The 26,052-nt window shown below is 33.7% G+C and carries 20 protein-coding genes; 7 read left to right on the top strand and 13 right to left on the bottom strand.

The annotated features are described in order from the left end of the window. Positions 1-3: 3 nt before the first annotated feature. The 8 genes from ileS to panC form a co-directional block, all read right to left on the bottom strand. A complete protein-coding gene (gene ileS, locus B2U95_RS16145; protein WP_296317975.1) occupies positions 4-3,408 on the bottom strand; it encodes an isoleucine--tRNA ligase in 3,405 nt (1,134 codons plus the stop codon). Between the two features lie 188 nt (positions 3,409-3,596). Further along, positions 3,597-4,169 carry a Crp/Fnr family transcriptional regulator gene (locus B2U95_RS16140; RefSeq protein ID WP_296317973.1) on the bottom strand — a complete coding sequence of 191 codons (573 nt, stop codon included), beginning with the start codon at positions 4,167-4,169 and terminating at the stop codon, positions 3,597-3,599. Positions 4,170-4,247: 78 nt separating this feature from the next. After that, positions 4,248-5,606 (bottom strand): DNA repair protein RadA, encoded by a 1,359-nt coding sequence (gene radA / locus B2U95_RS16135; RefSeq protein WP_296317972.1) that lies wholly within the window; start codon positions 5,604-5,606, stop codon positions 4,248-4,250. 194 nt (positions 5,607-5,800) lie between these two features. Further along, positions 5,801-6,982, bottom strand: a complete 1,182-nt coding sequence (locus tag B2U95_RS16130; RefSeq protein ID WP_296317971.1) for an alpha/beta hydrolase — start codon at positions 6,980-6,982, stop codon at positions 5,801-5,803. Between the two features lie 77 nt (positions 6,983-7,059). Further along, positions 7,060-8,208: an alpha/beta hydrolase gene (locus B2U95_RS16125; protein WP_296317969.1), complete on the bottom strand. Its 1,149-nt coding sequence runs from the start codon at positions 8,206-8,208 to the stop codon at positions 7,060-7,062. 45 nt (positions 8,209-8,253) lie between these two features. Beyond that, on the bottom strand, positions 8,254-9,207 hold the full coding sequence (locus B2U95_RS16120) for a lysylphosphatidylglycerol synthase transmembrane domain-containing protein (RefSeq protein ID WP_296317967.1): 954 nt from the start codon (positions 9,205-9,207) through the stop codon (positions 8,254-8,256). 4 nt (positions 9,208-9,211) lie between these two features. Continuing rightward, complete coding sequence (gene panD / locus B2U95_RS16115) at positions 9,212-9,562, bottom strand: aspartate 1-decarboxylase (RefSeq protein ID WP_296317965.1); 351 nt, start codon at positions 9,560-9,562, stop codon at positions 9,212-9,214. A gap of 13 nt (positions 9,563-9,575) precedes the next feature. Further along, positions 9,576-10,427: a pantoate--beta-alanine ligase gene (gene panC / locus B2U95_RS16110; protein WP_296317962.1), complete on the bottom strand. Its 852-nt coding sequence runs from the start codon at positions 10,425-10,427 to the stop codon at positions 9,576-9,578. A gap of 110 nt (positions 10,428-10,537) precedes the next feature. Between panC and B2U95_RS16105 the strand changes: the two genes are divergently transcribed. The 7 genes from B2U95_RS16105 (at position 10,538) to B2U95_RS16075 (ending at position 21,530) form a co-directional block, all read left to right on the top strand. Further along, positions 10,538-11,350, top strand: a complete 813-nt coding sequence (locus tag B2U95_RS16105) for a glycogen/starch synthase (protein WP_296317961.1) — start codon at positions 10,538-10,540, stop codon at positions 11,348-11,350. A gap of 8 nt (positions 11,351-11,358) precedes the next feature. Next, positions 11,359-13,068 (top strand): DUF4270 domain-containing protein, encoded by a 1,710-nt coding sequence (locus B2U95_RS16100; protein WP_296317959.1) that lies wholly within the window; start codon positions 11,359-11,361, stop codon positions 13,066-13,068. Between the two features lie 10 nt (positions 13,069-13,078). Continuing rightward, positions 13,079-14,926, top strand: coding sequence for a glutamine--fructose-6-phosphate transaminase (isomerizing) (gene glmS / locus B2U95_RS16095; RefSeq protein WP_296317958.1), 1,848 nt, complete (start codon positions 13,079-13,081; stop codon positions 14,924-14,926). A gap of 174 nt (positions 14,927-15,100) precedes the next feature. Then, complete coding sequence (locus B2U95_RS16090; protein ID WP_296317957.1) at positions 15,101-17,953, top strand: TonB-dependent receptor domain-containing protein; 2,853 nt, start codon at positions 15,101-15,103, stop codon at positions 17,951-17,953. 11 nt (positions 17,954-17,964) lie between these two features. After that, positions 17,965-19,518: a G-D-S-L family lipolytic protein gene (locus B2U95_RS16085; protein WP_296317956.1), complete on the top strand. Its 1,554-nt coding sequence runs from the start codon at positions 17,965-17,967 to the stop codon at positions 19,516-19,518. 191 nt (positions 19,519-19,709) lie between these two features. Further along, positions 19,710-21,218: a F0F1 ATP synthase subunit beta gene (atpD, locus tag B2U95_RS16080; RefSeq protein WP_296317954.1), complete on the top strand. Its 1,509-nt coding sequence runs from the start codon at positions 19,710-19,712 to the stop codon at positions 21,216-21,218. Positions 21,219-21,236: 18 nt separating this feature from the next. Next, entirely contained in the window at positions 21,237-21,530 is a 294-nt protein-coding gene (locus B2U95_RS16075) for a F0F1 ATP synthase subunit epsilon (RefSeq protein WP_296317952.1), read from the top strand. Between the two features lie 59 nt (positions 21,531-21,589). Here B2U95_RS16075 and B2U95_RS16070 read toward each other — a convergent pair whose 3' ends face one another. From B2U95_RS16070 to B2U95_RS16050, 5 genes are all read right to left on the bottom strand, one after another. Continuing rightward, complete coding sequence (locus B2U95_RS16070) at positions 21,590-22,030, bottom strand: LexA family protein (protein ID WP_296317950.1); 441 nt, start codon at positions 22,028-22,030, stop codon at positions 21,590-21,592. Beyond that, the gene (locus B2U95_RS16065) at positions 22,027-23,283 is read right to left on the bottom strand and encodes a Y-family DNA polymerase (RefSeq protein WP_296317947.1); all 1,257 of its coding nucleotides are present in this window, start codon (positions 23,281-23,283) and stop codon (positions 22,027-22,029) included. Before B2U95_RS16065 ends, B2U95_RS16070 begins: the two co-directional genes overlap by 4 nt. Before the next feature lie 192 nt (positions 23,284-23,475). Beyond that, complete coding sequence (locus tag B2U95_RS16060) at positions 23,476-25,272, bottom strand: M61 family metallopeptidase (protein ID WP_296317946.1); 1,797 nt, start codon at positions 25,270-25,272, stop codon at positions 23,476-23,478. 44 nt (positions 25,273-25,316) lie between these two features. Next, positions 25,317-25,523, bottom strand: coding sequence for a helix-turn-helix domain-containing protein (locus B2U95_RS16055; RefSeq protein ID WP_296317945.1), 207 nt, complete (start codon positions 25,521-25,523; stop codon positions 25,317-25,319). A gap of 2 nt (positions 25,524-25,525) precedes the next feature. Further along, positions 25,526-26,052: DUF2975 domain-containing protein (locus B2U95_RS16050; RefSeq protein WP_296317944.1), on the bottom strand; the 527-nt coding region annotated here is incomplete at its 5' end.

Below are 26,052 nucleotides of genomic sequence, written 5' to 3'. Positions count from 1 at the left end.
ATTTTAGTGTTTTTTAATAAACAATTTAGTACTTACCTCATCAAAAGAAATTTCTATACCATCGTTTACAGTGTCCATAATTTTTAAATCCTCAGTTAATGTTTCAGATTTAATGTAAGCTTCATTTGAAGCAATTGCTTCAGCAACATGAGGATTATCTTGAAGTTGTACGTCAATTCTGTCAGTAACATCAAATCCTGAATCTTTACGTAGATTTTGAATGCGATTTACGAGCTCGCGAGCAATACCTTCTTTACGCAATTCTTCACTGATTGTAACATCTAAAGCCACTGTTAATGGACCTTCGTTAGCCACAAGCCATCCTTCAATATCTTGAGATGTAATCTCCACATCTTCTAATCCTAAAGTAATATTTTTTCCGTTAATGTCAACGTCCATATTACCATTTTGCTCAATATTTTTAATATTGTCTGCGCTAAAGGCATTTACTGCACTAGCAATCAGCTTCATATCTTTTCCAAACTTAGGCCCTAAAGTTTTAAAATTCGGTTTAATCTGTTTTACTAGTATATCAGAAGCGTCTTGTAAAAGCTCAATTTCTTTTATGTTTACTTCGTGTTTAATTAAGTCTGCAACCGCTTCAATTTCTTCTTTCTGTTGTTTATTATCAACAGGAATCATAATCTTCTGCAATGGTTGTCTCACTTTAATTTTCTCCTTAGCCCTCAACGACAATACTAATGAGCATATTGTCTGCGCACTCTCCATTTTTCGTTCTAAAACGGTGTCTATAGCATTTGTATCTGCTTTTGGGAAATCTGCTAAGTGAATACTTTCAAAAGTCTCTTTATTGGTTACCGAATTTAAATCTAAATACAAACGATCCATAAAGAAGGGTGCAATAGGTGCACCAAGCTTAGCTATAGTTTCCATACACGTATAAAGTGTTTGGTATGCTGAAATTTTATCGGTTTGGTAATCGCCTTTCCAGAAACGTCTTCTGCTTAAGCGCACGTACCAATTACTTAAATAATCTTGTGTAAAATCTGAAATTGCTCGTGCGGCTTTTGTTGGTTCGTATTCTTCATAGAATTTATCAACTTTCTGAATTAATGTGTTTAATTCAGATAAAATCCAACGGTCAATTTCTGGTCGTTCTTCTAACACAATATCAGCTTCACTATAATCGAAACCATCGATATTTGTATACAATGTGAAGAATGAATAGGTATTATATAATGTTCCGAAGAATTTACGACTTACCTCAGCAATTCCTTCGCTGTCAAACTTTAAGTTATCCCAAGGATTGGCATTACTAATCATATACCAACGCGTAGCATCAGCTCCGTATTTAGATAACGTTTCAAATGGGTCTGCCGCGTTACCTAAACGTTTAGACATTTTTTGTCCATTTTTATCTAAAACCAGTCCGTTTGAAACTACGTTTTTATAAGCTACAGAATCGAAAACTATGGTTCCGATAGCGTGAAGTGTATAAAACCATCCACGTGTTTGGTCTACACCTTCTGCGATAAAATCTGCAGGAAATGCTTCTTTATTATCGATTAAGTTTTTATTCTCAAAAGGATAGTGCCATTGTGCATAAGGCATAGAACCAGAATCGAACCAAACATCTATTAAATCACTTTCACGATTCATAGGTTGACCTGAAGGTGATACCAGTACAATCTTATCAACGACATTTTTGTGTAAATCGATGGTTTCGTAGTTTGCTTCAGACATATTACCAACTTCGAATTCCGCAAAAATATCTTCAGATAGAATACCTGCTTCAATTGACTTTGCCATTTCAGATTTCAATTCTGCAACAGAACCAATACAAATTTGTTCTTTTCCGTCTTCTGTTCTCCAGATTGGTAATGGGATTCCCCAAAAACGTGATCGTGACAAATTCCAGTCGTTTGCATTTGCTAACCAATTACCAAAACGACCTTCACCAGTTGATTTTGGTTTCCAGTTAATGGTTGTATTCAACTCGTGCATTCTACCTTTTACATCAGTTATTTTAATAAACCAAGAATCTAACGGGTAGTATAAAATTGGCTTATCTGTTCTCCAGCAGTTCGGATAACTGTGCTTATATTTTTCGACCTTAAAGGCTTTGTTTTCTATTTTTAACTTAATGGCAAGCTCAACGTCTATTGAGCGTTCTGGTGCTTCACCATCATTGTAATATTCATTCTTTACATACTTACCTGCAAATTCACCTAGTTCTGGTCTAAACTTACCTTGTAAATCTACTAAGGGTACTAAGTTACCATTGTCGTCTTTTACTAAAAGTGGTGGAATCTCTGGTGATGCTTGTTTTGCTACTATAGCATCGTCTGCACCAAAAGTTGGTGCTGTGTGTACGATTCCTGTACCATCTTCAATCGTTACAAAGTCTCCTGAAATTACTCTGAATGCGTCTTGTGGATTGTCGTTTGGTAAAGCATACGGTAATAATTGCTCGTAGGTGATGCCTACTAAATCCTTTCCAACAAATTCTTTAACCACATAAAAAGGAATCTTTTTGTCGCCTTCTTTGTAATCTATTAATTCTGGTTTTGTCTCAACTTGTTTGAATTTGCCATCGAACTGTTTTCCGACTAAATTCTTAGCCAAAACAACATTCATAGGTTTGAATGTGTATTGATTATAGGTCTCAACTAAAACATAGTCAATCCTTGGCCCAACAGTTAATGCTGTATTACTAGGAAGTGTCCAAGGAGTCGTGGTCCAAGCTAAGAAGTAAATGTCACCCTCGTTTTGTAAAAAGTCTGGTAATGATTCTTCATTTGCCTTAAACTGCGCTACAACTGTTGTATCGGTTACATCTTGGTATGTTCCTGGCTGATTGAGTTCGTGCGAACTTAAACCTGTACCTGCTTTTGGCGAATAAGGCTGAATGGTATAGCCTTTGTATATTAAATCTTTTTCGTAAATCTGTTTGAGTAACCACCAAACACTTTCCATGTATTTAGATTTATAGGTAACGTATGGATCATCCATATCTACCCAATATCCCATTTTCTGTGTAAGATCATTCCAGATGTCAGTATAACGCATTACCGCTTTTTTACAAGCTTCGTTATATTCTTCTACTGTTATTTTTGTACCAATATCTACTTTAGTAATACCAAGCTCCTTCTCTACACCAAGCTCAACTGGTAAGCCATGTGTATCCCAACCTGCTTTTCGTTTTACTTGAAAACCTTTCATGGTTTTGTAACGTGGAAATATATCCTTAATAGCTCGTGCTAAAACGTGATGAACACCAGGTAAGCCGTTTGCCGAAGGAGGTCCTTCAAAAAATACATAAGGTGGTTTTCCTTCTCTAGTGGTTACACTTTTGTCAAAGATGTTATTTTCTTGCCAATAGCTACCGATTTCATCTGCAACCTTAGACAAGTTAAGTCCTTTATATTCAGGGAACTTTGTACTCATATTATCAAAATTCTTATAGTGTTGCGAAATTAAGAATTTATACCCAAAGGACAGTTTATATCATAAAAAAAAGCAAATGGAAACCATTTGCTTTTTTTGTTATAGGTATTAAAATAATCTTGTTAAAAAATTAATCTTGTTGCAAATTTAGCTTGAATAATCAGAGTAAAAATTAACATAGATTAAAATCAACGTAAAGATTTTCTGATTCTACTTAATTGAACTGGTGATATATTCAGATAAGAAGCTATTTGATATTGAGGTATCAGATTATCAATATTAGGTATACTTTTCTTTAAGGATAGATACCGATCAGTAGCATTAAGTGACATGTTTTCGAGTTGTTTATTTTCGTAAATAACAAAGACATATTCTAAAACTCTGTTATATAGATTACTTATTGCAATATTTGTTTTTGATATTTTAATAAATTCTTCGAAATCAACTTCATAAACCCGAGAATCTACTAAAGCTTCATAACTCAATTGAGATGGCTCATCATTAACTATTGAAGAAAATGCACCAAGAAAACTAATGGGCGAAAAAATATTCTTTGTAATTTCTTTACCAGATTCTAACTTCGCGTATGCTCTCATTAATCCAGACGTTAGAAAAGCTATTTTATTGCTTTTAACACCTTGCTTAACCATAGCTTCACCTTTTTTTAAATCTTTCTTTGAAGCTAAATCTTTAAGAATTAAAAAGGTTTCTAACGAAATATCAAATTTTGATGTTAGAAATTCAAAACTTGGATTCTTCATTTATTTAGGATTATTAGCTGATAGGGTTATTGAGTGATAACTTTTTTATCTCTTCAAAGTTAAATTGTACAATCTATTTTAAACCAAAAACTCGACTAGATCCTCGATTTTTGAAATCAATTGAATTTTAATTATTGTATTTTTAAGTGCTATTTTGTTGTATTTGGAAACAAAAATAGTGGAGAAGCCTAGTTTTTCAGCTTCAAGAATACGTTGTTCCACACGTTGTACTGGTCTTATTTCACCAGATAAACCAACTTCTGCGGCAAAGCAATACGCGCTTGGTATTGCTACATCTTCATTAGAGGACAATATAGATGCCACAACTGCCAAATCTATGGCCGGATCGTCTACGGTTATACCGCCAGTAATATTTAAAAATACATCTTTAGCTCCCAAACGGAAACCTGCCCGTTTTTCTAAAACAGCTAAAAGCATATTTAGTCGTTTGGCATTAAAGCCAGTTGCCGAACGTTGTGGTGTACCATAAACTGCAGTACTCACCAAAGCTTGAACTTCTATCATTAATGGCCTCATGCCTTCTAGAGTTGCAGCAACCGCATTACCCGATAATTCGCCATCTTTTTCTGAAATTAAAATTTCAGACGGATTACTAACCTCACGTAAACCTGACCCTTGCATTTCGTAAATACCTAATTCATTGGTTGAACCAAATCGGTTTTTATTGGCACGCAAAATCCTAAACACATGATTTCGGTCGCCTTCAAATTGAAGAACAGTATCTACCATGTGTTCCAAAATTTTTGGACCAGCGATGTTACCGTCTTTGGTAATATGTCCAATCAACAAAACAGGTGTTGCTGTTTCTTTTGCGAATTTTATGAGTTCGGTTGTACATTCTTTAATCTGCGAAATACTTCCTGGAGATGACTCAATATAATCACTATGTAAGGTTTGAATAGAATCTATGACCACAATATCTGGCTCTAAAGCTTCAATTTGTTTAAAGATATTTTGTGTTTTTGTTTCTGTTAGAATGTAACAATTGTTTGAATTAGAATTAATACGTTCTGCTCTCATTTTTATTTGTTTTTGGCTTTCTTCTCCAGAAACATAAAGTGTTTTGTATTCTAACTTTAAAGCAATTTGAAGTAAAAGTGTACTCTTACCAATACCAGGTTCGCCTCCTAACAAGGTTAACGATCCATGAACCATTCCACCTCCTAATACACGATTAAATTCTGCATCTTGCATATCTAAACGTGCTTCTTGAGACATGTCTATTTCATTTATTTTTAGTGGCTTTGAAACACGTTTTGTCGTAGATGAAGGTAATTTCCAATCGCTCTTTTCTGGTTTTTGAATGACTTCTTCCGTAACGGTATTCCACTCTTTGCAAGACGTACATTGCCCTTGCCATTTAGCGTATTGACTGCCACAATTTTGACAAAAAAAGGTTGTTTTTACTTTAGCCATATTTATTCTCCTTGTAACGGAAATCTAAAATTAGAACAGCTAAATTAAGATAATTTTAGTTGATGTCTTTAAACCAACTAAAGATTGTTAAGACTTTTAAAGTTGCCAGTTTTGAAGACAAATTAGAAAATAAAAACGACTTTATTTTTCTATAAAGAGACTCAAAGAAGTAGTCTGTAGAAATGGTTTTTTTCTTAGTTGTCTTCATCGTTGTCCTCCTCTCCTTCTTCATCAGTGTCTACCACCGTGAGTTCATCTATTTTAGAAAATATAAAATCTCTATTGATATGGCTAACATCGTTTAATGTTAATGCCGATTCATATAATTTTTTTGCTTTTTTTGTTTTGCCAATCTTCTCTGCGTATTGTGCTAAATAATAGGTGCCTAATAAAGATTCTGGATTTAATTTTTTTGCTAGTTTTCCTATTTTCTCTAGCGATTCTAAATCTTCTCGTTGTTCTGCAACTTTTACTACTTTTTCAAATTCCTCTTCGGTTATTTCTTTTTTGATGCCAAATAATTTTTGAATTCTATCGTAACGATCTACCAAGTAATCGTCTAAAGTTCCCTCATATGGTAAAACCTTTTCTTCTAATTCTTTTTCGCGAAGTGGTTTATAAAGTTCAAAAATTTTGTCAAATGATCTAGATATTGCACTCGTCACTAACGTGTAATGTGTTTCATTTTTGAAGTCATCAAAATAATAGGTTAAAAATTGATTTTTCACTTCTGAAATTTGAGAATTAGCAGTCAAAACTGATGCTCTAATACCTGGCATGTCTTTATCTGATGTCGCCATGTAATAGAATATATCATCTCTAAAAGATTCTAAGCGCTTACCTAGATAGTCTTTAACTGTACCAGACAAATCAGGACTTATTGATACATATGCTTGAAAAAGCGGATCTTCTTTAAATAAATACGAATTAATAAAGTTGCCCATTAAATCGTGTCCAACCGCAACTCTAAACTTACTCGTGTTATAATTATTATCTAAATAAGGTATTAACTCATCTGAGATAAAATTATGAAAACGCAAGCCACCTTCCTTTGGTAAGCCAGTTACTTCGTCACAATACCCATCATAATAACGCTCGTCACCTTGTACAATACCCACTACAATTGAACCAGGCATATCATCAAAATAAGTTTGAAAATCTACTTGACCTGCAACAGGTTCAAATAAATAATCCCCATCAAAAACTATAATTAATGGATGTTTTAATTCTGAAGATGGGTCGTAATTTTTCGGAAGTTTAATCTTTAATTGACGTGCGACATTAAGATTAGGTGAATTTATTTCGTCATACCTAATTTGAGCAATTATAGGAATAGATAAAAAAAACAGTAAAACTATTAGGATAGTTTTTTTCATAAGTTAAGTAGGTTTAATTTAGGCAATCAAACATACTCAATTATCGTTAAAAAGTCAATTTTTTTCGATGAAATGCACTAATTTTTCATAGCGTCTTGTATTTCATACATTTTTTCTAACATTATTTCTTTATCAATATATTGTGAAGGATCTAACGAGAGACCGGATTTGTAGCGTAATAATGCTTTCTTCAAATTTCCTTCTTTCTCATGATACATACCCATATAATAAGCTCCAAGCATTGAGCCTGGAAATTTCTTTTTAATAGTTTTTGCGAGCTTTTCGAGAGATTCTAGATCATCTTTCTTATTACAAGCTGCTGCAATTGCTCTAATATCATTTTCTATTAATGGTTTTTTAAATCCATAAAAATATTCTATATCCTCATATTTCTTAATTAAATAATCATAGGGCGAACCTTCAAAAGTTAATACCTTCTCATTATATTCTTTACCATTTATTGGCTTGTAAAGTGCAAAGATTTCGTTTAATGCTTTCGGTATACCTTGACCTACTAATGAATAGTGATTAGCGTCTTCAAAATTATTGAACTTGTAATGCAACTTTGAATTTTCAATGGTTTTAAATTTATTATCTGCTTCTACAATTGCAGTTTTTAATACTCTTATATCTGCATCTGCCGTAGCCAAATAATAGAAGGTTTCTTGTTTTAAAGTTTGTAATCTTTCTTGTAATCTATTAACCATTTCTGGGGCAAAATCTGGACTTAACGCAACATAGGCTCTAAAAATAGGCTTGTCTTTAAATAAAAAGTAATTAGCAAAGTTTGCTCCCAAATCATGACCAACAATCATTTTATAATTTGAAACCCCATAATTGTCTTCCATATATGGTAATACATCTTGAGCTAGAAATTCATAAAAATCCGCACCACCATCTACCGGAAAAAATGTTTCATTGTCATAGAAAAAATCAACATCTCTAGTTTTATCTTGATTAACACCAACGATAATACAATCTGGAATATCTTCCCAATAGGCCTGATAATCAATATTACCTGCTACTGGCTCAAAAAGATAATCCCCATCTAAAACCAAAACCAAAGGATAGCTACGTTTCGCTTCTGGATCATAATTTCTAGGTAGCTGAATTTTTAATTCGCGTTTAGATCCAAGAATACTAGATTCTAAAGTCTTATAAATGGCCTGAGCATTAAGATTTGAAACTATAAATAATAGAATAACAAGTGGGGAAAATTTCTTCATTATAGTAGTGATTAATTTAAAGCAAAGTAAAAAATATTTTAATACTTACACTTTCTTTCTATTAAAGATTGGAAGATAAATAAGGGATAAGCCCCCTAAAATAATTATGACAAGTGTTTGTGTTGACCACATAATCCACCCAAATGCTCTACTTGCATCTTCTGGCATACTAAAAAGTAAAAACGCAATGACTATAGCCTCAGGAAAAGAACCAATACCTCCATTTGTTGCCGCAATACTAAAACTGGCTAGAATAAAACCTATTAAAACAGCTGCTACTGAAATATTTTGTAATTCTGGTAAAGCAAAGGTTGTGATATAAAACATTAACACATACATCACCCAAATAAATAAAGTATGGCCTATAAAAGCCCATTTCTTTTTCATCTTAAAAATACTAAGCGCACCTTCAATTAAACCTTTAACAAAAGTTCTAATCTTTAAGGCAAATTTAGAAGCACTGTTCATTATAAAAAGATAAACTACTAATGCGCAAATAATAAGGATAACACCTACTAGTATTAATGTGATTGGATTAAATTTATCTAAGAAAAAATTTGAGATAAATTCAAATTCTAAAAAAAATGCTAAAGCTACTATTAAGAGCAACATAATAGTATCAGCTAAACGTTCTGCTACTATAGTACCAAAGCCCTTATCAAAAGGAATTCCTTCGTAATTAGTTAAAATAGAGGCTCTTGCGACTTCACCTGCTCTAGGTATTGTGAGATTGATTAAATAGGCCGAATATACGGCCATAAAACTATTGGCAAATTTAGGTTTATAGCCCAAAGGTTCTGCCATAAATAACCATCGGTAAGCTCTTGAGATATGACTCAAAATCCCTAAACTAACCCCTAAAATTATCCAAAAATAGTTAGCATCTTTAAAGTACTGTATTAATTTAGGAATAGATATTTGCGAAAGTGAATACCAAACTAATACTACACCTAAGAGTAAGGGTAAAAGAACTTTTAGGATGGATTTAGATGAACTCAATTATCTATGTTAATAAGTTGGTTGCTTCATCTGGAAATACTAATGACGGCTTAAATACTTTAGCCTCTTCAATTTCCATAAAAGCATAAGTGATTAAGATTAATGTATCACCAACAGCTACTTTGCGTGCAGCTGCTCCGTTTAAAGTAATCTCACCACTATTTCTTGGCCCAGGAATGCAGTAGGTTTCCAATCGCTCACCATTGTCATTATTTACAATCTGAACTTTTTCTCCCTGTATAATATTAGCAGCCTCCATTAGGTCTTCATCGATAGTAATACTACCAATATAGTTAAGCTCTGCACCAGTAACTTTTACACGATGAATCTTAGATTTTACGACTTGAATTTGCATGCTACAAAGATAATTAATTTAAAGCGATATTGTCTATAAGTCTTACATCACCTGCATAAACTGCTATAAAGGCTCTATATGTCTTTTTTGTTGATTTTCGTTTTACTGGTTTTAAGGTTCTAGTGTCTGCGATTATAATATATTCCAATTCTAAAAGTGGCTCTTTTTTAAATTGCTTCTCAACCCATTCCGCTACATTTTTAGCACTTTTTGTGCCAAACTTAATTTTGGCAGTTTTTAGCGTTTTATAAATAAAAGGTGCAATAGCTCTATGTTCTTTTGTCAGTCTCGTATTTCTAGAACTCATAGCCAATCCATCATCTGCCCTATAAATAGCACAGCCTATAATCTCGACAGGTATTTGGTATAACTCAACAAGTTTTCTAATTATTTGTAATTGCTGAAAATCCTTTTCACCAAAATATGCATAATCTGGTTTGACAATCTCAAATAATCGTTTTACAATGGTGCCTACACCATCAAAGTGACCTTCTCTAAAGGCTCCTTCCATTTCGTGCTCTAAACCACCAAACTTAAATGTTTGTGATTCAATCTTATCTTCATAAATATCCTCAACAGTAGGCGCATAAACAATAATAGCTGTTTTACTCACACTTGTTAAAAGAGCAACATCATTATCTAAAGTTCGAGGGTATTTAACCAAGTCCTCATCGTTATCAAACTGGGTTGGATTAACAAAGACGCTAACAACAATCACCTCGTTTTTTTCTAACCCTTCATTAACCAATGACAAATGACCATTATGAAGCGCTCCCATTGTTGGGACAAATCCAACAGAATGCCCTTTGGCCCTTAAAGCTTGTATATGAACCGATAGTTTTATTTTATTATAAAAAATCTTCAATGTAATAACAAAAAATTAACGCTTGCAAACATAATATAATACCTGCAATCTGCATAAATTTTTGTAATTTTGCATGTTTTTTACTTGTAATTTTCAAAAGCAATCCATATATGAAAGATAAGCGAATATTGTATGTGTCCTCGGAAGTTGTACCATATTTACCAGAAACTGAGATTTCTTCAATGTCCTTTGAAGCACCAAGAATGGTAAACAAACAAGGAGGTCAGATACGTATATTTATGCCACGATTTGGTAATATTAACGAAAGAAGACACCAATTACATGAAGTGATTAGACTTTCTGGTATAAACCTAGTTATCAATGATTTAGACATGCCTTTGATTATAAAAGTTGCTTCTATTCCAAAAGAACGAATTCAGGTTTACTTTATAGATAATGAAGAGTACTTTAAGCGTAAAGCCACATTAACTGACGAAGATGGTAACTTGTTCCCAGACAATGATGAGCGCGCTATATTCTTTGCAAAAGGAGTTATAGAAACTGTTAAGAAATTAAATTGGGCACCAGATATTATTCATGTTAATGGATGGCTAGCATCTTTACTACCACTCTATTTAAAAGAATTTTACAAAAACGAGCCTTTATTTACCGAAAGTAAAATAGTTACGTCTGTATACAATCAAAGCTTTGAAGGTACGTTAGATAAAAACATGATTAAGAAAGTAACTTTTGATGGTTTAGATGCTGAGGTAATAAAACTTTTAGAAAAGCCAAATTATAATAACCTTATGAAGATTGCTATAGACAATTCTGATGCTATTATAAGAGGTTCAGAAGAATTACCAGAGGAGATCGACACCTATATTAGTGAATTAACAAAGCCTGTTTTAGATTTTTATTCCATAGAAGAATTTGCAGATCCTTACACAGAGTTTTATACAAATACTGTACTTAACAGTTAATATAACCTATGAAAAAAAATAAGTTTGCCCTGCAGATAATATCCTTTGCTTTAATTGTTTTAAGTTTTATTGCTTGTGATAAAGATTTTGCAACTTTAGACTCTGATGTTATCAATGAAGATAATGCTACAAATTTTAACATATCTTCAGAAACATACGACATCATCACCCATACTAAACCACTAGGTCCTGTTCAAACTAATAACCTAGGACTAAATACGTTAGGAATATTTGATGATATTTATGGCAGAACTACATCTCAACTTTTAACTCAGTTAACAACTTCTTCTTTCGATCCTGATTTTGGTGAAGAAATAGAAATTGATTCTGTAGTCTTAACTTTGCCCTTTTTTAATAGAGTAATAGATGTAGACGAAGATAGTAATGTAACTTATGAGTTAGATTCTGTAATAGGCAATGATCCTATGAATTTAAGAATCTTCCGAAGCAACTATATAATCCGAAATTTTGATCCTAATGGAGCTTTTAGCGATACACAGTCTTATTTTTCTAATAAATCTGCTTCAGAAACTGAAACTATCTCAGAGGCTATTTTAGAAGGAGAAGAACTAACCTTTGTTGAATATGATGAAATTTCTGAAAGTTTAGTTCCTATTAATAACACCGTATTAATTAATAATGAAGGTTATATTTTAACAGAACCAGACAATGATGAAGATGAAGATGAGGATCCTCAAGTATTATTTAGACAACCTCCAGGCATAAGAGTTTTATTAGAACCTACGTTTTGGAAAGATAATATTATAGACCAAGCTGGTACAACGGCCCTGAGTAGTAATAATAATTTCGCTGAATATTTCAGAGGTCTTTACTTTAAAATAACGCCAGAAGCTGATTCGGGTAGTTTCTTAATATTAAATGTAGGAGCACAAAACTCAAATATAACAATTTACTATACTCGATTAACTACCTTAACAACTGATGCTGAAGATCTAAGAGAGGAAGCTATTTATACTTTCAATTTTGGTCAAAACAGAGTTAATTTCTTCGAAAATGACTTTACATTACCTTTAGATGAAGGAGATGAAATAAATGGTGATGAGAGGATCTATTTAAAGGGAGGTGAAGGATCTTTAGCTAATATTAAGCTTTTTAATGGTGAAGATTTAGATGAAGATGATGACACGGTTAATACATTTGAAACTTGGAAAAACGATTTTGTTGAAACAGATACTGATGGCAAATTCGTAAAAGCAAAGCGCTTAGTAAATGAAGCCAATCTTGTTTTTTATGTCGATCAAGACTTTATTGAAACTCTAAACGCAGGAGAATTAGAAGAGCCAAATCGCCTCTTTTTGTATGATGTAGATAATAAGTCACCTTTAGTAGATTATTTTCTAGATGGCCTTAACAATAGTATACCTTCGTTTTCAATAATAAACCATCTCGGAACCCTTCAACGTGTTGATGATGAGCCAAATGGAAAAGGCATTAAATATAAAATGAAAATTACTGAACACATTAATAATCTTCTACTAAGAGATTCTACTAATGTTAATTTAGGATTATCACTTACAATCAATGTCAATTTAGAGGAGTTCTTGGCACAAAGGGAAGTATTATTAAATGGCCCTGATGTAACTACACCTGTAAGTTCTATTATTTCACCGAGAGGTACAGTATTGCATGGTAATAATACCGGAGATGAGAGTAAGAAAGTGTATTTAGAAATATATTACACAGAAGAAAACAACTAAAAATTAACCTATGTGTGGAATTGTTGGATATATTGGGCATCGCGATGCTTATCCTATAATAATCAAAGGACTTCAAAGATTAGAGTATAGAGGCTACGATAGTGCTGGTATTGCATTATACGATGGTAAAAAGATAAAACTATCTAAAACTAAAGGAAAAGTTTCTGATCTAAAAGAAAGATTAGAAAGCGAAATTTCAACCGAAGGTACACTTGGTATAGGTCATACACGTTGGGCAACTCACGGAGTTCCAAACGATGTGAATTCCCACCCTCATTATTCTAACTCAGGTAACTTAGTAATTATCCATAATGGAATTATTGAAAATTATGATTCTTTAAGAAAAGAATTAATAAAACGTGGTTACACATTTCATTCAGATACTGATACTGAAGTATTGGTAAACCTAATTGAAGATGTAAAGAAAAATGAAAATATTAAACTTGGTAAAGCGGTACAAATTGCCTTAAATCAAGTTGTTGGAGCTTATGCTATTGCTGTGTTCGATAAAAACAAACCAAACGAAATTGTTGTAGCAAAACTTGGTAGTCCATTGGCTATAGGTGTAGGTGAAGACGAGTTTTTCATAGCCAGTGACGCTTCGCCTTTTATTGAATACACTAAAAACGCCATATATCTTGAAGATGAAGAAATGGCTATTATTAGAAGAGGAAAAGATATTAAAGTTAGAAAGATAAAGGGAGATGCCTTAGTTGATCCTTATGTACAAGAACTTCAACTTAATTTAGAACAAATTGAAAAAGGTGGTTATGATCACTTTATGCTAAAAGAAATCTATGAACAGCCTAGCGCTATTTTAGATACATTTAGAGGTCGATTACTAAGTAATGAAGCGATTATAAAAATGGCAGGTGTTGAGGATAATATGAAAAAGTTCTTAGCTGCAGACCGTATTATAATTGTAGCCTGTGGTACATCTTGGCATGCTGGCTTAGTGGCAGAGTATATTTTTGAAGATTTAGCAAGAATTCCTGTTGAGGTTGAATATGCTTCAGAATTTAGATACAGAAATCCTGTTATTACAGAAAAAGATGTAGTTATTGCTATTTCTCAATCTGGTGAAACTGCAGATACACTTGCAGCTATTAAATTAGCAAAATCTAAAGGAGCATTTGTATTTGGTGTGTGTAATGTCGTAGGCTCAACAATAGCAAGAGAAACTCATGCTGGTGCTTATACACATGCTGGCCCAGAAATTGGTGTAGCATCAACGAAAGCATTTACAACACAGATTACTGTATTAACATTAATGGCATTACGATTAGCTAGAGCAAAAGGCACGATGTCTAGTTCAGATTTCAGACATCATCTAATAGAACTTGAAACGATTCCAGGTAAAGTTGAAGAAGCATTACAATCTGACGCTTATGTAAAAACTGTAGCTGACATATATAAAGATTCTACTAATTTCTTGTATTTAGGTCGTGGGTTTAATTTCCCTGTAGCCTTAGAAGGTGCATTAAAGTTAAAAGAGATTTCTTATATACATGCAGAAGGTTATCCTGCCGCAGAAATGAAACATGGCCCTATAGCATTAATTGATGAGCAGATGCCAGTTGTCGTAATTGCTACCAAAAAAGGGCATTACGAAAAAGTTGTAAGTAATATTCAAGAAATCAAATCTCGAAAAGGTAAGATTATAGGTATTGTTACAAAAGGAGATACAAGTGTAAAAGAATTAGCAGACCATGTTATTGAAGTGCCAGAGACCATAGAATGTCTTACACCTTTGTTAACTACAATTCCATTACAATTATTATCATACCATATAGCAGTTATGTTAGATAAGAATGTAGATCAGCCTAGAAATTTAGCAAAATCAGTTACAGTTGAGTAGCTAACTTAGCATTATAAAATTATTATTTAACAGGTCTTTAAATTGTGAATCTTACAATTTAAAGACCTGTTTTTTTTAAAATAACCTATGCACGCATAATTTTATGAGAATTTATTACTTGCTTTTCATATATTTATTTAAATTGCTTAACAAATAATTAACTAATTCTCTAAAATGAAGACAACCTTAAAGCTTTTTACAATGCTTTTTTGCGTGGCATCCTTTGCTCAGACCACAATAAAAGGTAAAATTATTGACAATACTGGGCTACCTTTACCTGGATCAAATATTGTTGTAGTAGGTACCTCATCAGGTACTATTTCAGATTTTGATGGTAATTACACACTCACAATAGATCAAGAACCTCCTTTTTCTATACGTGTTAGTTACACTGGTTTTGAAACACAAACCATTGAAATCACAGCAAACAATCAAACAGTTAACGTTACTTTAGTTGAAGGTAACGCACTTGACGAAATCGTAATTTCTGCATCCAGAACACCTGAGCGAATTTTTGAATCGCCAGTAACTGTGGAACGATTTGGAATAAAACAAATTAAAAACACGGCATCTGCCGATTTTTATGGTGGTTTAGAAAACTTAAAAGGGGTTGACATTAATGTTAACAGTTTAACCTTTAAGTCTATTAATACAAGAGGTTTTGCTTCTTTTGCCAATACTCGCTTTATGCAATTGGTTGACGGTATGGATAACTCAGCGCCAGCACTAAATTTTCCCTTAGGAAATTTATTAGGTATGATTGAAACTGACGTTAATAGTGTAGAGCTGTTGCCTGGAGCATCTTCTGCTCTTTATGGAGCAAATGCCTTTAATGGTATTCTATTTATGCGTAGTAAAAGTCCTTTTGACGTCCAAGGTATTAGTGCTTATGTAAAACGTGGTGTAACTTCTCAAGAAGCTGCTGGTACTAACGATTTCACAGACATAGGAATAAGGATGGCTTATAAATTTAATAATAAGTTTGCAGCCAAAGTTAACTTTAGTTATTTAGAAGGTACGGATTGGTTCGCTACAAACCTCGATGACAAAGACATGCAAGGAGGAACACGTGAATCTAATATTAATTATGATGGTGTGAATGTCTATGGTGATAATGTTTCTGCAAATATTAGAGATGTTGCTCTACAATTAGAAGCTATAGGTTTAGCACCAGCCGGATCTTCTGCTTTAATACCATCTGTAGATGTAAGTAGAACTGGATATGAGGAAAGGGAACTAACAGATTATGATGCTGAAAGCGTAAAAGCGGATTGGGGATTATATTTTCGCCCATGGGAAGATGACTTCGAAATTCAATATGTGGGTAAAGTAGGTACAGGATCTACCGTATATCAAGGAGCTCAACGCTACAGAATAGATAATTTTTCATTACAACAACATAAGCTAGAAATAAGGAATGATGACTTTTTTGTAAGAGGTTATATTACTTCTGATAAAGCAGGAGATACCTATATTATGGATGTCGCAGGTCCTAACTTACTGCAATCTTGGAAAGCTCATAATGTTTGGTTTGGACAATACGTTGGTGAATTTATCGGACAAACACTTGGTGGTGCTACAGCCGACCAAGCTCATTCAGCTGCTAGACAAACTGCAGAAGTAGGAAGACTTGAACCTGGTACACCAGAATTTCAACAAGCTTTTGATAAAGTAACAAGTGAGACTAGTTTTTTAACTGGTTCTGCAATTAGAGACAATTCTAAAATTTATCATGGTGATGCAAACTATAACTTTGGTGATAAGATAGGATTTGCAGAAATACAAGTGGGTGGTTCTTACAGAACGTACAGATTAAACTCATTTGGAACTATTTACACCGATGCGGATGGACCAATTGACTATTCAGAACTTGGTATTTACACTCAATTACAACGTTCACTTGATTTAAATGAAAACTTAGAACTTAAATTAACTGGATCTATCAGATACGATAAAGCAGAATTGTTTGATGCTTTCTTTTCTCCAAGAATTTCTGCTGGTGTCACTGTTAATGACAACCATAATTTTAGAGCCTCTTTTCAAACTGGTTTCAGAAACCCTGACACACAATCCTTATATATAGGTCTAGAAACAGCCCTTGGTACTTTAATTGGAGGCGCAGCAGATAACGGTGACCGCTATGTAAGAGATTACAGTGTTAGTCAGTTTGCACAAAATAACCTTGGTCAAGCAGGAACAATAACCCAAGCAGCGTCAGCAGCTTATAATAACTCTCTTGGTGCTTCAATTGCAGATGGTTTATCAACACACGACCCTGCATCTAATGGTAGTAATTTTATTGGTAATTCTAGTTTAGTAGTACCAGAACAGGTGAGCTCTTTCGAATTTGGTTATAGAGGTAAGATCGATAACTTTATTATAGATGGCTCTGTTTATTTCAACAATTACACCAATTTTCTTGCGAATGAACAAGTAGTAGCCCCATTGTACGGAGATGTTTCAAATTTTGATTTAACCGGTTATGATCCAAATAATCCAGCATCTGTTGCAGGTTTAAATCCAGATACACAGCAAATTTTAGCAGCATTAAGCAATGATGATTTTCAAGCTTACCAAACCTATACAAACACTGATCAGACGGTTAACTCATATGGAGCTGCTATAGGTGTCTCTACAAAAGTATTTGATGGTTTCGATTTAAGTGCTAATTACACGTGGTCACGCTTAGATTTCGATGTTGCTGAAAATCCAGATTTTAGGACTAGTTTTAATACTCCTGAGCATAAAGTTAAGGTTGGTTTTGGAAAAACTGAATTATTTACAAACTTTGGGTTTAATGTAGCATGGCGTTGGAGCGATAATTACTTTTGGGAAGCATCTTTTGGTGACGGAGAAATCCCTGCATTTAATGTGTTAGATGCACAGATTAATTATACTATCCCAAGTTTAAAGTCTACAATTAAACTTGGAGCTACTAATCTTTTGGCTGATGAGTACTTTACGGCTTTTGGAACAGGATTTATTGGATCTATGTACTATCTGTCTTTGACTATCAATAACTTATAATAAAATTGACAATGAAAAATATTAAATATATAGGACTATCATTACTTGCAACAGTAATGTTCTCATGTGAGAATGAAGAACTTGATGAACTTAGAAACCAAGGTATTGAAGATAGTGCGCCTTTACCAGAATTAACTGCTGGCACGGCAGATTTCTCTTCTTATGTTTCTTTAGGTAATTCATTAACCGCTGGATTTTCTGATGGTACAGTATTTTTAGCAGCACAGCAAAATTCGTTTCCAAGTATTCTTGCGAATAAAATGGCACTCTTAGGTGGTGGTTTATTCACACAACCCTTGGTAAATGATAATTTTGGTGGTTTAGCTCTAGGTGGAACTAGAATTGCTGAACCTAGATTTGTCACTCTTGGAGGTCCTCCGACACCTTTAGAATCAGTTATTGGACCCGTAACTGTGACTACAGACATAGCACTAAATAACCCAACAGGTCCCTTTAATAATATGGGTGTTCCAGGTGCTGCTAGTTTTCATTTACTAGCACCTGGGTATGGCAATATTGCTAATTTATCTGCAGGTTTAGCTAATCCGTATTTTATTAGAATGACTGGAGCAACACCAGATGCTTCCATAATGGAATTAGCGATGGCACAATCTCCCTCATTTGTAACTTTATGGATAGGTGCTAATGATGTCTTGGGTTATGCTACAGGAGGAGCTTCGTCTGGGGCCCCAACACCACAACCAGTATTTGATGGTGCAATCGCGCAAATAATGTCAGCACTTGGAGGTGTTCAAGGTGTAATGGCTAACATTCCTAATGTTACGGATCTTCCTTATTTTACAACAGTACCAAATAACGCGTTAGCATTAGATGCTACCTCAGCCGCTAGCCTTACAGGCTTTTTTCAGGCAGTAACTGGTATTTTTGCTCAAGGTTTAATAGCGCAAGGTGTACCACCTAATGATGCATTAGCTTTAGCTTCTCAATATGCTCTAACATTCAATGAAGGTCCTAATAGGTTCTTAATCGATGTGCCGCCGAGCGCATCAAACCCATTAGGCTTTAGACAAATGACTGAAGATGAATTGTTACTTTTACCTATAGATCAAGGTGCATTAGCTCAAGGTTATGGCTCAGTTGTATTATCTAATGAAGTGCTTCAAGTACTAGGCATACTTCAAACTGGTGGTACAATAACACCTCAGCAAGGCGCTTTAGTTATTAGCGCTGTTAATGGTATTGATGATGGAGATGCTCTAGATAGTGATGAAATTACTGAAATATCTACAGCTATTAGTGGTTACAATGCCACAATACAAGCTGCTGCCGCTGCTGCTGGATTTGGGTTTATGGATGCTAATTCAATATTTCAACAGATGGCTTCTACTGGATATACAGATGGAAATTTTACACTAACAACTAATCTAGTATTAGGAGGAGCTGTATCATTAGATGGTGTTCATCCTACCTCAAGAGGCTATGGATTAGTTGCAAATGAAATTATGAAAGCTATAGATGCTGCATATGGTTCTAATTTTGAAGCTTCAGGTAATTTAGTAGACATTGGAGATTTTCCAACGAACTACTCACCACTGTTACAATAAAATTATAACATTACATATTATAAAAAGTGCATTCAAATTGAGTGCACTTTTTTTATGCAAAAAAGCCCTCTAAAAAGACTTATTTTTTAAATAAAATTATATCTTTGCATCGCGAAAAACTAGCGTACTTAACTTAAATAAGTTAGCTGTTTTTCAGATGTAAATTATTGCAAAACAAAAACATAAGAGTAATGTCAAAAGTTACAGGTAAAGTTGCACAGATCGTAGGCCCAGTTATCGATGTAGAATTCGCTGCTGGTTCAGAGCTACCAAAGATTTATGATTCGTTAGAAATTAACAATCAAGATGGTTCTAAATTAGTATTAGAAGTACAATCTCACATTGGTGAAGATACTGTACGTACTATTGCTATGGATTCTTCTGATGGTTTAAGTAGAGGAACAGAAGTGCACGCAACTGGTGCGCCAATACAAATGCCAATTGGCGAGGATGTTTACGGACGCCTTTTTAATGTAATTGGTGATGCTATTGATGGATTAGGTGATTTACCTAAGGCTGGTGATGCGGGTTTGCCGATTCACAGACAAGCTCCAAGATTCGAAGATTTATCAACGTCTACTGAAGTTTTATTTACTGGTATTAAAGTTATCGATTTAATTGAGCCTTACGCAAAAGGTGGTAAAATTGGTTTATTTGGTGGTGCTGGTGTAGGTAAAACAGTATTAATTCAGGAGTTGATTAACAATATTGCAAAAGGTCACGGTGGTCTTTCTGTATTTGCAGGTGTTGGTGAAAGAACACGTGAAGGAAATGATTTACTTCGTGAAATGTTAGAGTCAGGAATTATCAAATATGGTGATGACTTTATGCATTCAATGGAGGAAGGCGGATGGGATCTTCAAAAGGTTGATAAATCAATCATGAAAGAATCTAAAGCAACTTTCGTATTCGGACAAATGAATGAGCCTCCTGGAGCTCGTGCTCGTGTAGCACTCTCAGGATTAACTATAGCAGAATATTTCCGTGATGGAGCTGGTGAGGGACAAGGAAAAGATGTATTATTTTTCGTAGATAATATTTTCCGTTTTACACAAGCTGGTTCTGAAGTATCTGCATTATTAGGTCGTATGCCTTCTGCGGTAGGTTACCAACCTACATTAGCAACCGAAATGGGTGCGATGCAAGAGCGTATTACGTCAACAAAAAGAGGTTCTATTACATCAGTACAAGCGGTATATGTACCCGCAGATGATTTAACAGATCCTGCTCCGGCGACAACGTTTGCTCACTTAGATGCAACAACCGTATTATCTCGTAAGATTGCTGAGCTAGGTATTTACCCAGCGGTAGATCCATTAGATTCTACATCACGTATTTTAACAGCTGATATTTTAGGCGATGAGCATTACAACTGTGCACAACGTGTAAAAGAACTTTTACAACGCTATAAAGAATTACAAGATATTATTGCCATCCTTGGTATGGAGGAATTATCTGAAGAAGATAAAATGGCAGTAGGTCGCGCAAGACGTGTACAACGTTTCTTATCTCAACCCTTTCATGTAGCTGAACAATTTACAGGGCTTAAAGGTGTTTTAGTAGATATTAAAGAAACTATTAAAGGTTTTACTATGATTATGGATGGTGAATTAGATCACTTACCAGAGGCTGCATTTAACCTTAAAGGTTCTATTGAAGAAGCTATTGAAGCCGGAGAGAAAATGCTTGCTGAAGCTTAATCTAAAAATTTCAGAATTATGTACTTAGAAATTGTATCACCCGAAGCAACTTTATTTAGTTCAGAAGTAGATTCTGTAGCTGTTCCAGGTATTAATGGTGAGTTTCAAATGTTAAATAATCACGCACCTGTTGTATCAATTTTAAAATCTGGTACTATAAAAATTCACACACACACACAGAGTCATTTGGTATTTGATGAATTGCATGCAAAAGTTGTTCCTCATAATGATGATGATAACGTTTTAACTGTTAGCATCAATTCTGGTACTATTGAGATGAAAGATAATAAGCTAATTATTTTGGCTGACTAATTGATTTTCAATCACTATATAAAAAAACGCGAAGCTTATACTTCGCGTTTTTTGTTTTTCTATACTTTCTTAATAACATTTGTTACTATTCCCCAAATAACAAAATCGTTGTCTTCCGTTATTTTTATAAGTGGATAATCTGGGTTTTCTGGCTGAAGCCATACCTCGTCTTTAGAAACTCTTAATCGCTTTACAGTAAACTCCCCATCTAAGAAACATACTGCTATTTTGTTATTTTCAGGTTCTAAACTTCTGTCTATAACCAATAAATCATTATCGTCTAAACCAGCTCCAATCATAGATTGCCCACTCACTTTTGCATAGAACGTAGCTTCCTTATTTTTTACTAGCTCATCATCTAAAGACAAACGCTGTTCTTTAAAATCATCTGCTGGAGAAGGAAAACCTGCTGAGATTCCTGTATCAAAAAAATTAGTCCCTGCTCCTTCAATAGCTTCTGGAACAAAAAAAGTTAAACTACCAGATGTTTTTGTTGTCATTTTACAGTAATAATATCGTTAATATTAGTGGTATATCTTGGAGATAATCGCTCTTGTCGCATTTTCCAAGTGCGATCTAAATCTTGATTTCCTAATTTTATTTTGTGCCCTTTATATTTTTTATTTATAGTATCTATTGCAGACATTAAAGGCTTATGCTTAGGATCTTCTTTATTAAACAAATTTAACTGATAATTATCAGTTGGTACTATACCAGTAACAATAACTCCTGCCCTTTTATATTTAATTCCTGTTTTATAAATCGATTTTACAGCATTTACTGCTTGCGTACTAATTAATAAAGATGAATCTGTAGGATATGGGAAACTCACCATAGTACTGCCTCTATGCTGCTCTAAACCTTTTTTGTGCTTATCACTACTTAACGTTACAATAACCATGTGGCAACTAGAACCTTGTTTACGTAATTTCTCAGCACAGCTTGTCGCAAAAGTAGAAATACGTTCTTTTATATAATTAATATCTTCATAAGTATAATCAAAACTCCTAGTTGTTGCGATAGAGCGTTTTGTTGTAGGCTCATCTAAGAGAATTTTAGAAACTCCTTCTAAATCCTTTTTAAGTTTCCATTCTGTAATCGAAAGCGTCTTACGGACCCAATCATCTGACAACTGCGTAAAATCATAAGCTGTTTTACAGCCTTTTGCTTTTAATCGTTTTTGTAATGCTCTGCCAATTCCCCAAACACCTTCTAACTTCATCCATTTTAAAGCTTTAATTCTTGAAACTTCAGAATCTATAACATAGACTCCTTTAGTTTCTTTAGGAAACTTACGTGCAATCTTATTAGCAACTTTACATAATGCTTTTGTGGGAGCTACACCAACACAGGTTGGAATGCCTGTCCATTTAAGAATACGCAACCTCATCTGATTTCCATAGTCTTCGAAGTCGTAATCTTTAAAACCTTTAAATTGGAGAAAAGCTTCATCTATACTATAAACCTCAAGATCTGGTGTAAACTGTTTTAGTATCTCCATCACACGACTACTCATGTCTCCGTATAATGGGTAATTAGATGAAAGCACCTTAATATTATTCACTTTACAGAAGCTTTCCCATTTAAAAATTGGAGCTCCCATTGGTAGATTTAAAGCCTTTGCCTCATCACTTCGTGAAATCACGCAACCATCATTATTGCTTAAAATAGCAATAGGCTGGTTTTGCAAATTCGGGTTAAAAACCCGCTCGCAAGAGGCATAAAAATTATTACAATCTACTAAAGCATACATAGACTATAAAAATACAAAGACCCGCTATGTTTTTATACTATAACGAGTCTTAAAAATTAAACTTTAACACGCTATTAATGTTGAATTCAAAAGTAAAATAAACGTCTGCTCAATTGATTTTGAGGCACAAAAACTCACTTGAATTGACGAATGTTATAAAAATGTACAACAGGTTAATTTTAAAATTAAAAATTACTTAACCCCTAACCAATCGTCGCGATTAATCTTAACCGCTTCAGACAAATTTTCTGAACCCATAATAGTATAAGAAGTATCTGCGTCTAATGTCATTTTAATAGAACGTAATTTTCCGAATCTCTCAAAAATAATATCAATAGTTTGATTAGGCTTTATATTTTCTAAAATCTTATTTAAATCTGAAGTTTCCTTAATTTCTATACCTCCAATTTTAACCAATTTGTCTCCTTTTTCTAAACCTACTTTATAAACAGCAGATCCTATTTTAAGATTACTGGTAATAACCTGATTTCTCAAACGCAAACTAAAAGCAGCCTTGTCTGTGTTTTGTTTTAATTCAACTCCGACAGTTTTAAACAAAGCTTCATAATCTGGCATTTCACTTTTATAGATATAATTGTTGAAAAATTTATCACCAAATTCCGTATCTGCATAACTGTTTAATGTTTGGTGCAAATCATCAATGGTATAATACTTTTCTAATTTTCCGTAAGTAGTCCAGACCAATTTCATGTAATCGTCTAGATTAAGGTTTTGTTCTCTGAGAGATAAATCTAAAGCCAGACCTAACATGCTTCCATAAGAATAATAGGAAATAAAAGTATTACTCCTATTTACATCATCTACAGAACGTGCCGCATCTACAAATGGTGCTTGGTAACTCATTTCAATAGGGTTAAAAAACTCTCGTCCTGGTGAATTCCACACGTAATTAAAAGTACCTGTTAATCCTTTTATATAATCCTCTGGTTTTATGAGGCCTGCTCTGGTTAAGGTTAAATCGTCGTAATAACTTGTAAAACCTTCAGCAAACCAAAGTTCTCCACTCATGTTGGCTTCTTCAAAATCAAAAGGTTCTAAACTTTGTGGTCTAATACGCTCTACGTTCCAGCAATGAAAAAATTCATGTGAAACAGTTCCTAAATTACGATCTGCTGCATCTGCCAAACTCCGTGTACTCGTTACAATAGTCGAATTTCTGTGTTCCATACCATCTCCTGTCGCATTTGGAATATAACAGCCTAAAAAGATATACTCACCATAATCGTATGTTGGTAATTCCCCAAAAATGGTCTTTTGTTGTAGAACCACTTTTTTTACATTCTCAAAATAACGATCAAATTCTTCTTCCGTACCATTATGATGCAATGCAAATTTTACGGCTTGGTCATCTACCTCAAATGCACGCAGCATATGATTACTGATCTCCGTTGGGCTATCCATAAAATATTGAAGGTCTCTCGCAAAATAGGTATTCCCTTCTAATGGTTTTAATTGTGTGGCTATTTTCCAATTTAAATCTTCGCGTGGCTTAAATGTAATTTCAATATTGTTATCAGCCAGACTTGGCGCATACATAAATGTGGCTGGCATATTAAGGTGTGCGTGCGTTTCATCAACTTGAGCATAAGTACCATCTCCATGGTTAGCATACAATATATAACTGACGTTTATCGTACCATCGTGATCTTTCACTGTCCAAGAATATGGATCTGGACGCGTTGCTTCTAAACGATTGCCTTTGCCATCTGTAACTTTTACATTGTATATATTTTTTGCAAATTCGTGAATTGCATAACGTCCTGGTGAGGTTCTAGACATTCTAAATTCTGCTTCACCAGTTTTTAAGCCTTTAAAAGTAGCACTGATTTCAGCTTCATGATGCGCAGCATTTTCAAATGAAATAGTATAGGTTGAAGATCCATCATTTGATGATTCTACCTCAGAAGTTGTTTCTTGCTTACAGTTAACTAAACATAAAAAGGATAGTAATAAAATTAGGCTTCGCATTATGTAATAATTTTAGAAACCCAAGGTACTATTTTTTGAGTCTTTTAATCCTGAACATATTCTAAAATATCACTTGGCTGACAATCTAATGCTTTACAAATAGCTTCTAAGGTTGAGAACCTAACAGCTTTCGCTTTACCAGATTTTAGAATGGACAAATTAGCCGTAGTTATTCCTATAATCTCGGCAAGGTCTTTACTTTTCATGCCTCTTTTAACAAGCATTACATCTAAGTTTACAACTATTGGCATAACTATATGGTTAGGTCGTTTTCTTGTTGAATTCTTGTTCCTTTTTCTAACACTCGCCTAAACATGATTAAAAACAAACCGATAATCATTAACATAACATATAAACTTCTGGAATCTATCTGGAAATATGCAAAATATCTAATATCGATAAAGAAAATAGAAAAAGAGGTGATGAAACCTAAAAGACCTGATATAAAAAATAGTGAACCTGATCGCGAAAAACATTTGATTAATTTTGAATTAAAAAACTGACCATTAGAAAAAAGTTTTATTTCCTTTATAAAAAGGAAAACTGCATAGACAAAAATTAAAAGTGCTGAAATTTTTAAAGCTAAAAAGACTTTTACTGAAGTTGGAATTAATTCTAAATTCGAATAGCTTTGATAAAATAAGTCCTTACCAAAAAAAAACGCTGAACTTAAAAAAACAATATTTACTAAAACCGCAATTGACAATAAAACAAACAAAGTACTTATTCCTAATTTTAATATTTTCATAATTATATAGTTAAATCGTTTTCTTCTTCTAC

It is taken from the genome of Winogradskyella sp. UBA3174, from assembly GCF_002364335.1.
Lineage (GTDB): Bacteria > Bacteroidota > Bacteroidia > Flavobacteriales > Flavobacteriaceae > Winogradskyella.
Note: the sequence above shows the minus strand (reverse complement) of the source record. Positions and strands in the feature narration are given on the sequence as shown.

What these genes read in the sequence shown, in the direction of transcription:
- B2U95_RS16060 (WP_296317946.1), bottom strand. Translation starts at nt 25,272, where the DNA reads ATGCGAAGCCTAATTTTATTACTATCCTTTTTATGTTTAGTTAACTGT.
- glmS (WP_296317958.1), top strand. Translation starts at nt 13,079, where the DNA reads ATGTGTGGAATTGTTGGATATATTGGGCATCGCGATGCTTATCCTATA.
- B2U95_RS16130 (WP_296317971.1), bottom strand. Translation starts at nt 6,982, where the DNA reads ATGAAAAAAACTATCCTAATAGTTTTACTGTTTTTTTTATCTATTCCT.
- B2U95_RS16090 (WP_296317957.1), top strand. Translation starts at nt 15,101, where the DNA reads ATGAAGACAACCTTAAAGCTTTTTACAATGCTTTTTTGCGTGGCATCC.
- B2U95_RS16085 (WP_296317956.1), top strand. Translation starts at nt 17,965, where the DNA reads ATGAAAAATATTAAATATATAGGACTATCATTACTTGCAACAGTAATG.
- ileS (WP_296317975.1), bottom strand. Translation starts at nt 3,408, where the DNA reads ATGAGTACAAAGTTCCCTGAATATAAAGGACTTAACTTGTCTAAGGTT.
- panD (WP_296317965.1), bottom strand. Translation starts at nt 9,562, where the DNA reads ATGCAAATTCAAGTCGTAAAATCTAAGATTCATCGTGTAAAAGTTACT.
- atpD (WP_296317954.1), top strand. Translation starts at nt 19,710, where the DNA reads ATGTCAAAAGTTACAGGTAAAGTTGCACAGATCGTAGGCCCAGTTATC.
- radA (WP_296317972.1), bottom strand. Translation starts at nt 5,606, where the DNA reads ATGGCTAAAGTAAAAACAACCTTTTTTTGTCAAAATTGTGGCAGTCAA.
- B2U95_RS16125 (WP_296317969.1), bottom strand. Translation starts at nt 8,208, where the DNA reads ATGAAGAAATTTTCCCCACTTGTTATTCTATTATTTATAGTTTCAAAT.
- B2U95_RS16100 (WP_296317959.1), top strand. Translation starts at nt 11,359, where the DNA reads ATGAAAAAAAATAAGTTTGCCCTGCAGATAATATCCTTTGCTTTAATT.
- B2U95_RS16105 (WP_296317961.1), top strand. Translation starts at nt 10,538, where the DNA reads ATGAAAGATAAGCGAATATTGTATGTGTCCTCGGAAGTTGTACCATAT.
- B2U95_RS16055 (WP_296317945.1), bottom strand. Translation starts at nt 25,523, where the DNA reads ATGCCAATAGTTGTAAACTTAGATGTAATGCTTGTTAAAAGAGGCATG.
- B2U95_RS16070 (WP_296317950.1), bottom strand. Translation starts at nt 22,030, where the DNA reads ATGACAACAAAAACATCTGGTAGTTTAACTTTTTTTGTTCCAGAAGCT.
- B2U95_RS16075 (WP_296317952.1), top strand. Translation starts at nt 21,237, where the DNA reads ATGTACTTAGAAATTGTATCACCCGAAGCAACTTTATTTAGTTCAGAA.
- B2U95_RS16065 (WP_296317947.1), bottom strand. Translation starts at nt 23,283, where the DNA reads ATGTATGCTTTAGTAGATTGTAATAATTTTTATGCCTCTTGCGAGCGG.
- B2U95_RS16140 (WP_296317973.1), bottom strand. Translation starts at nt 4,169, where the DNA reads ATGAAGAATCCAAGTTTTGAATTTCTAACATCAAAATTTGATATTTCG.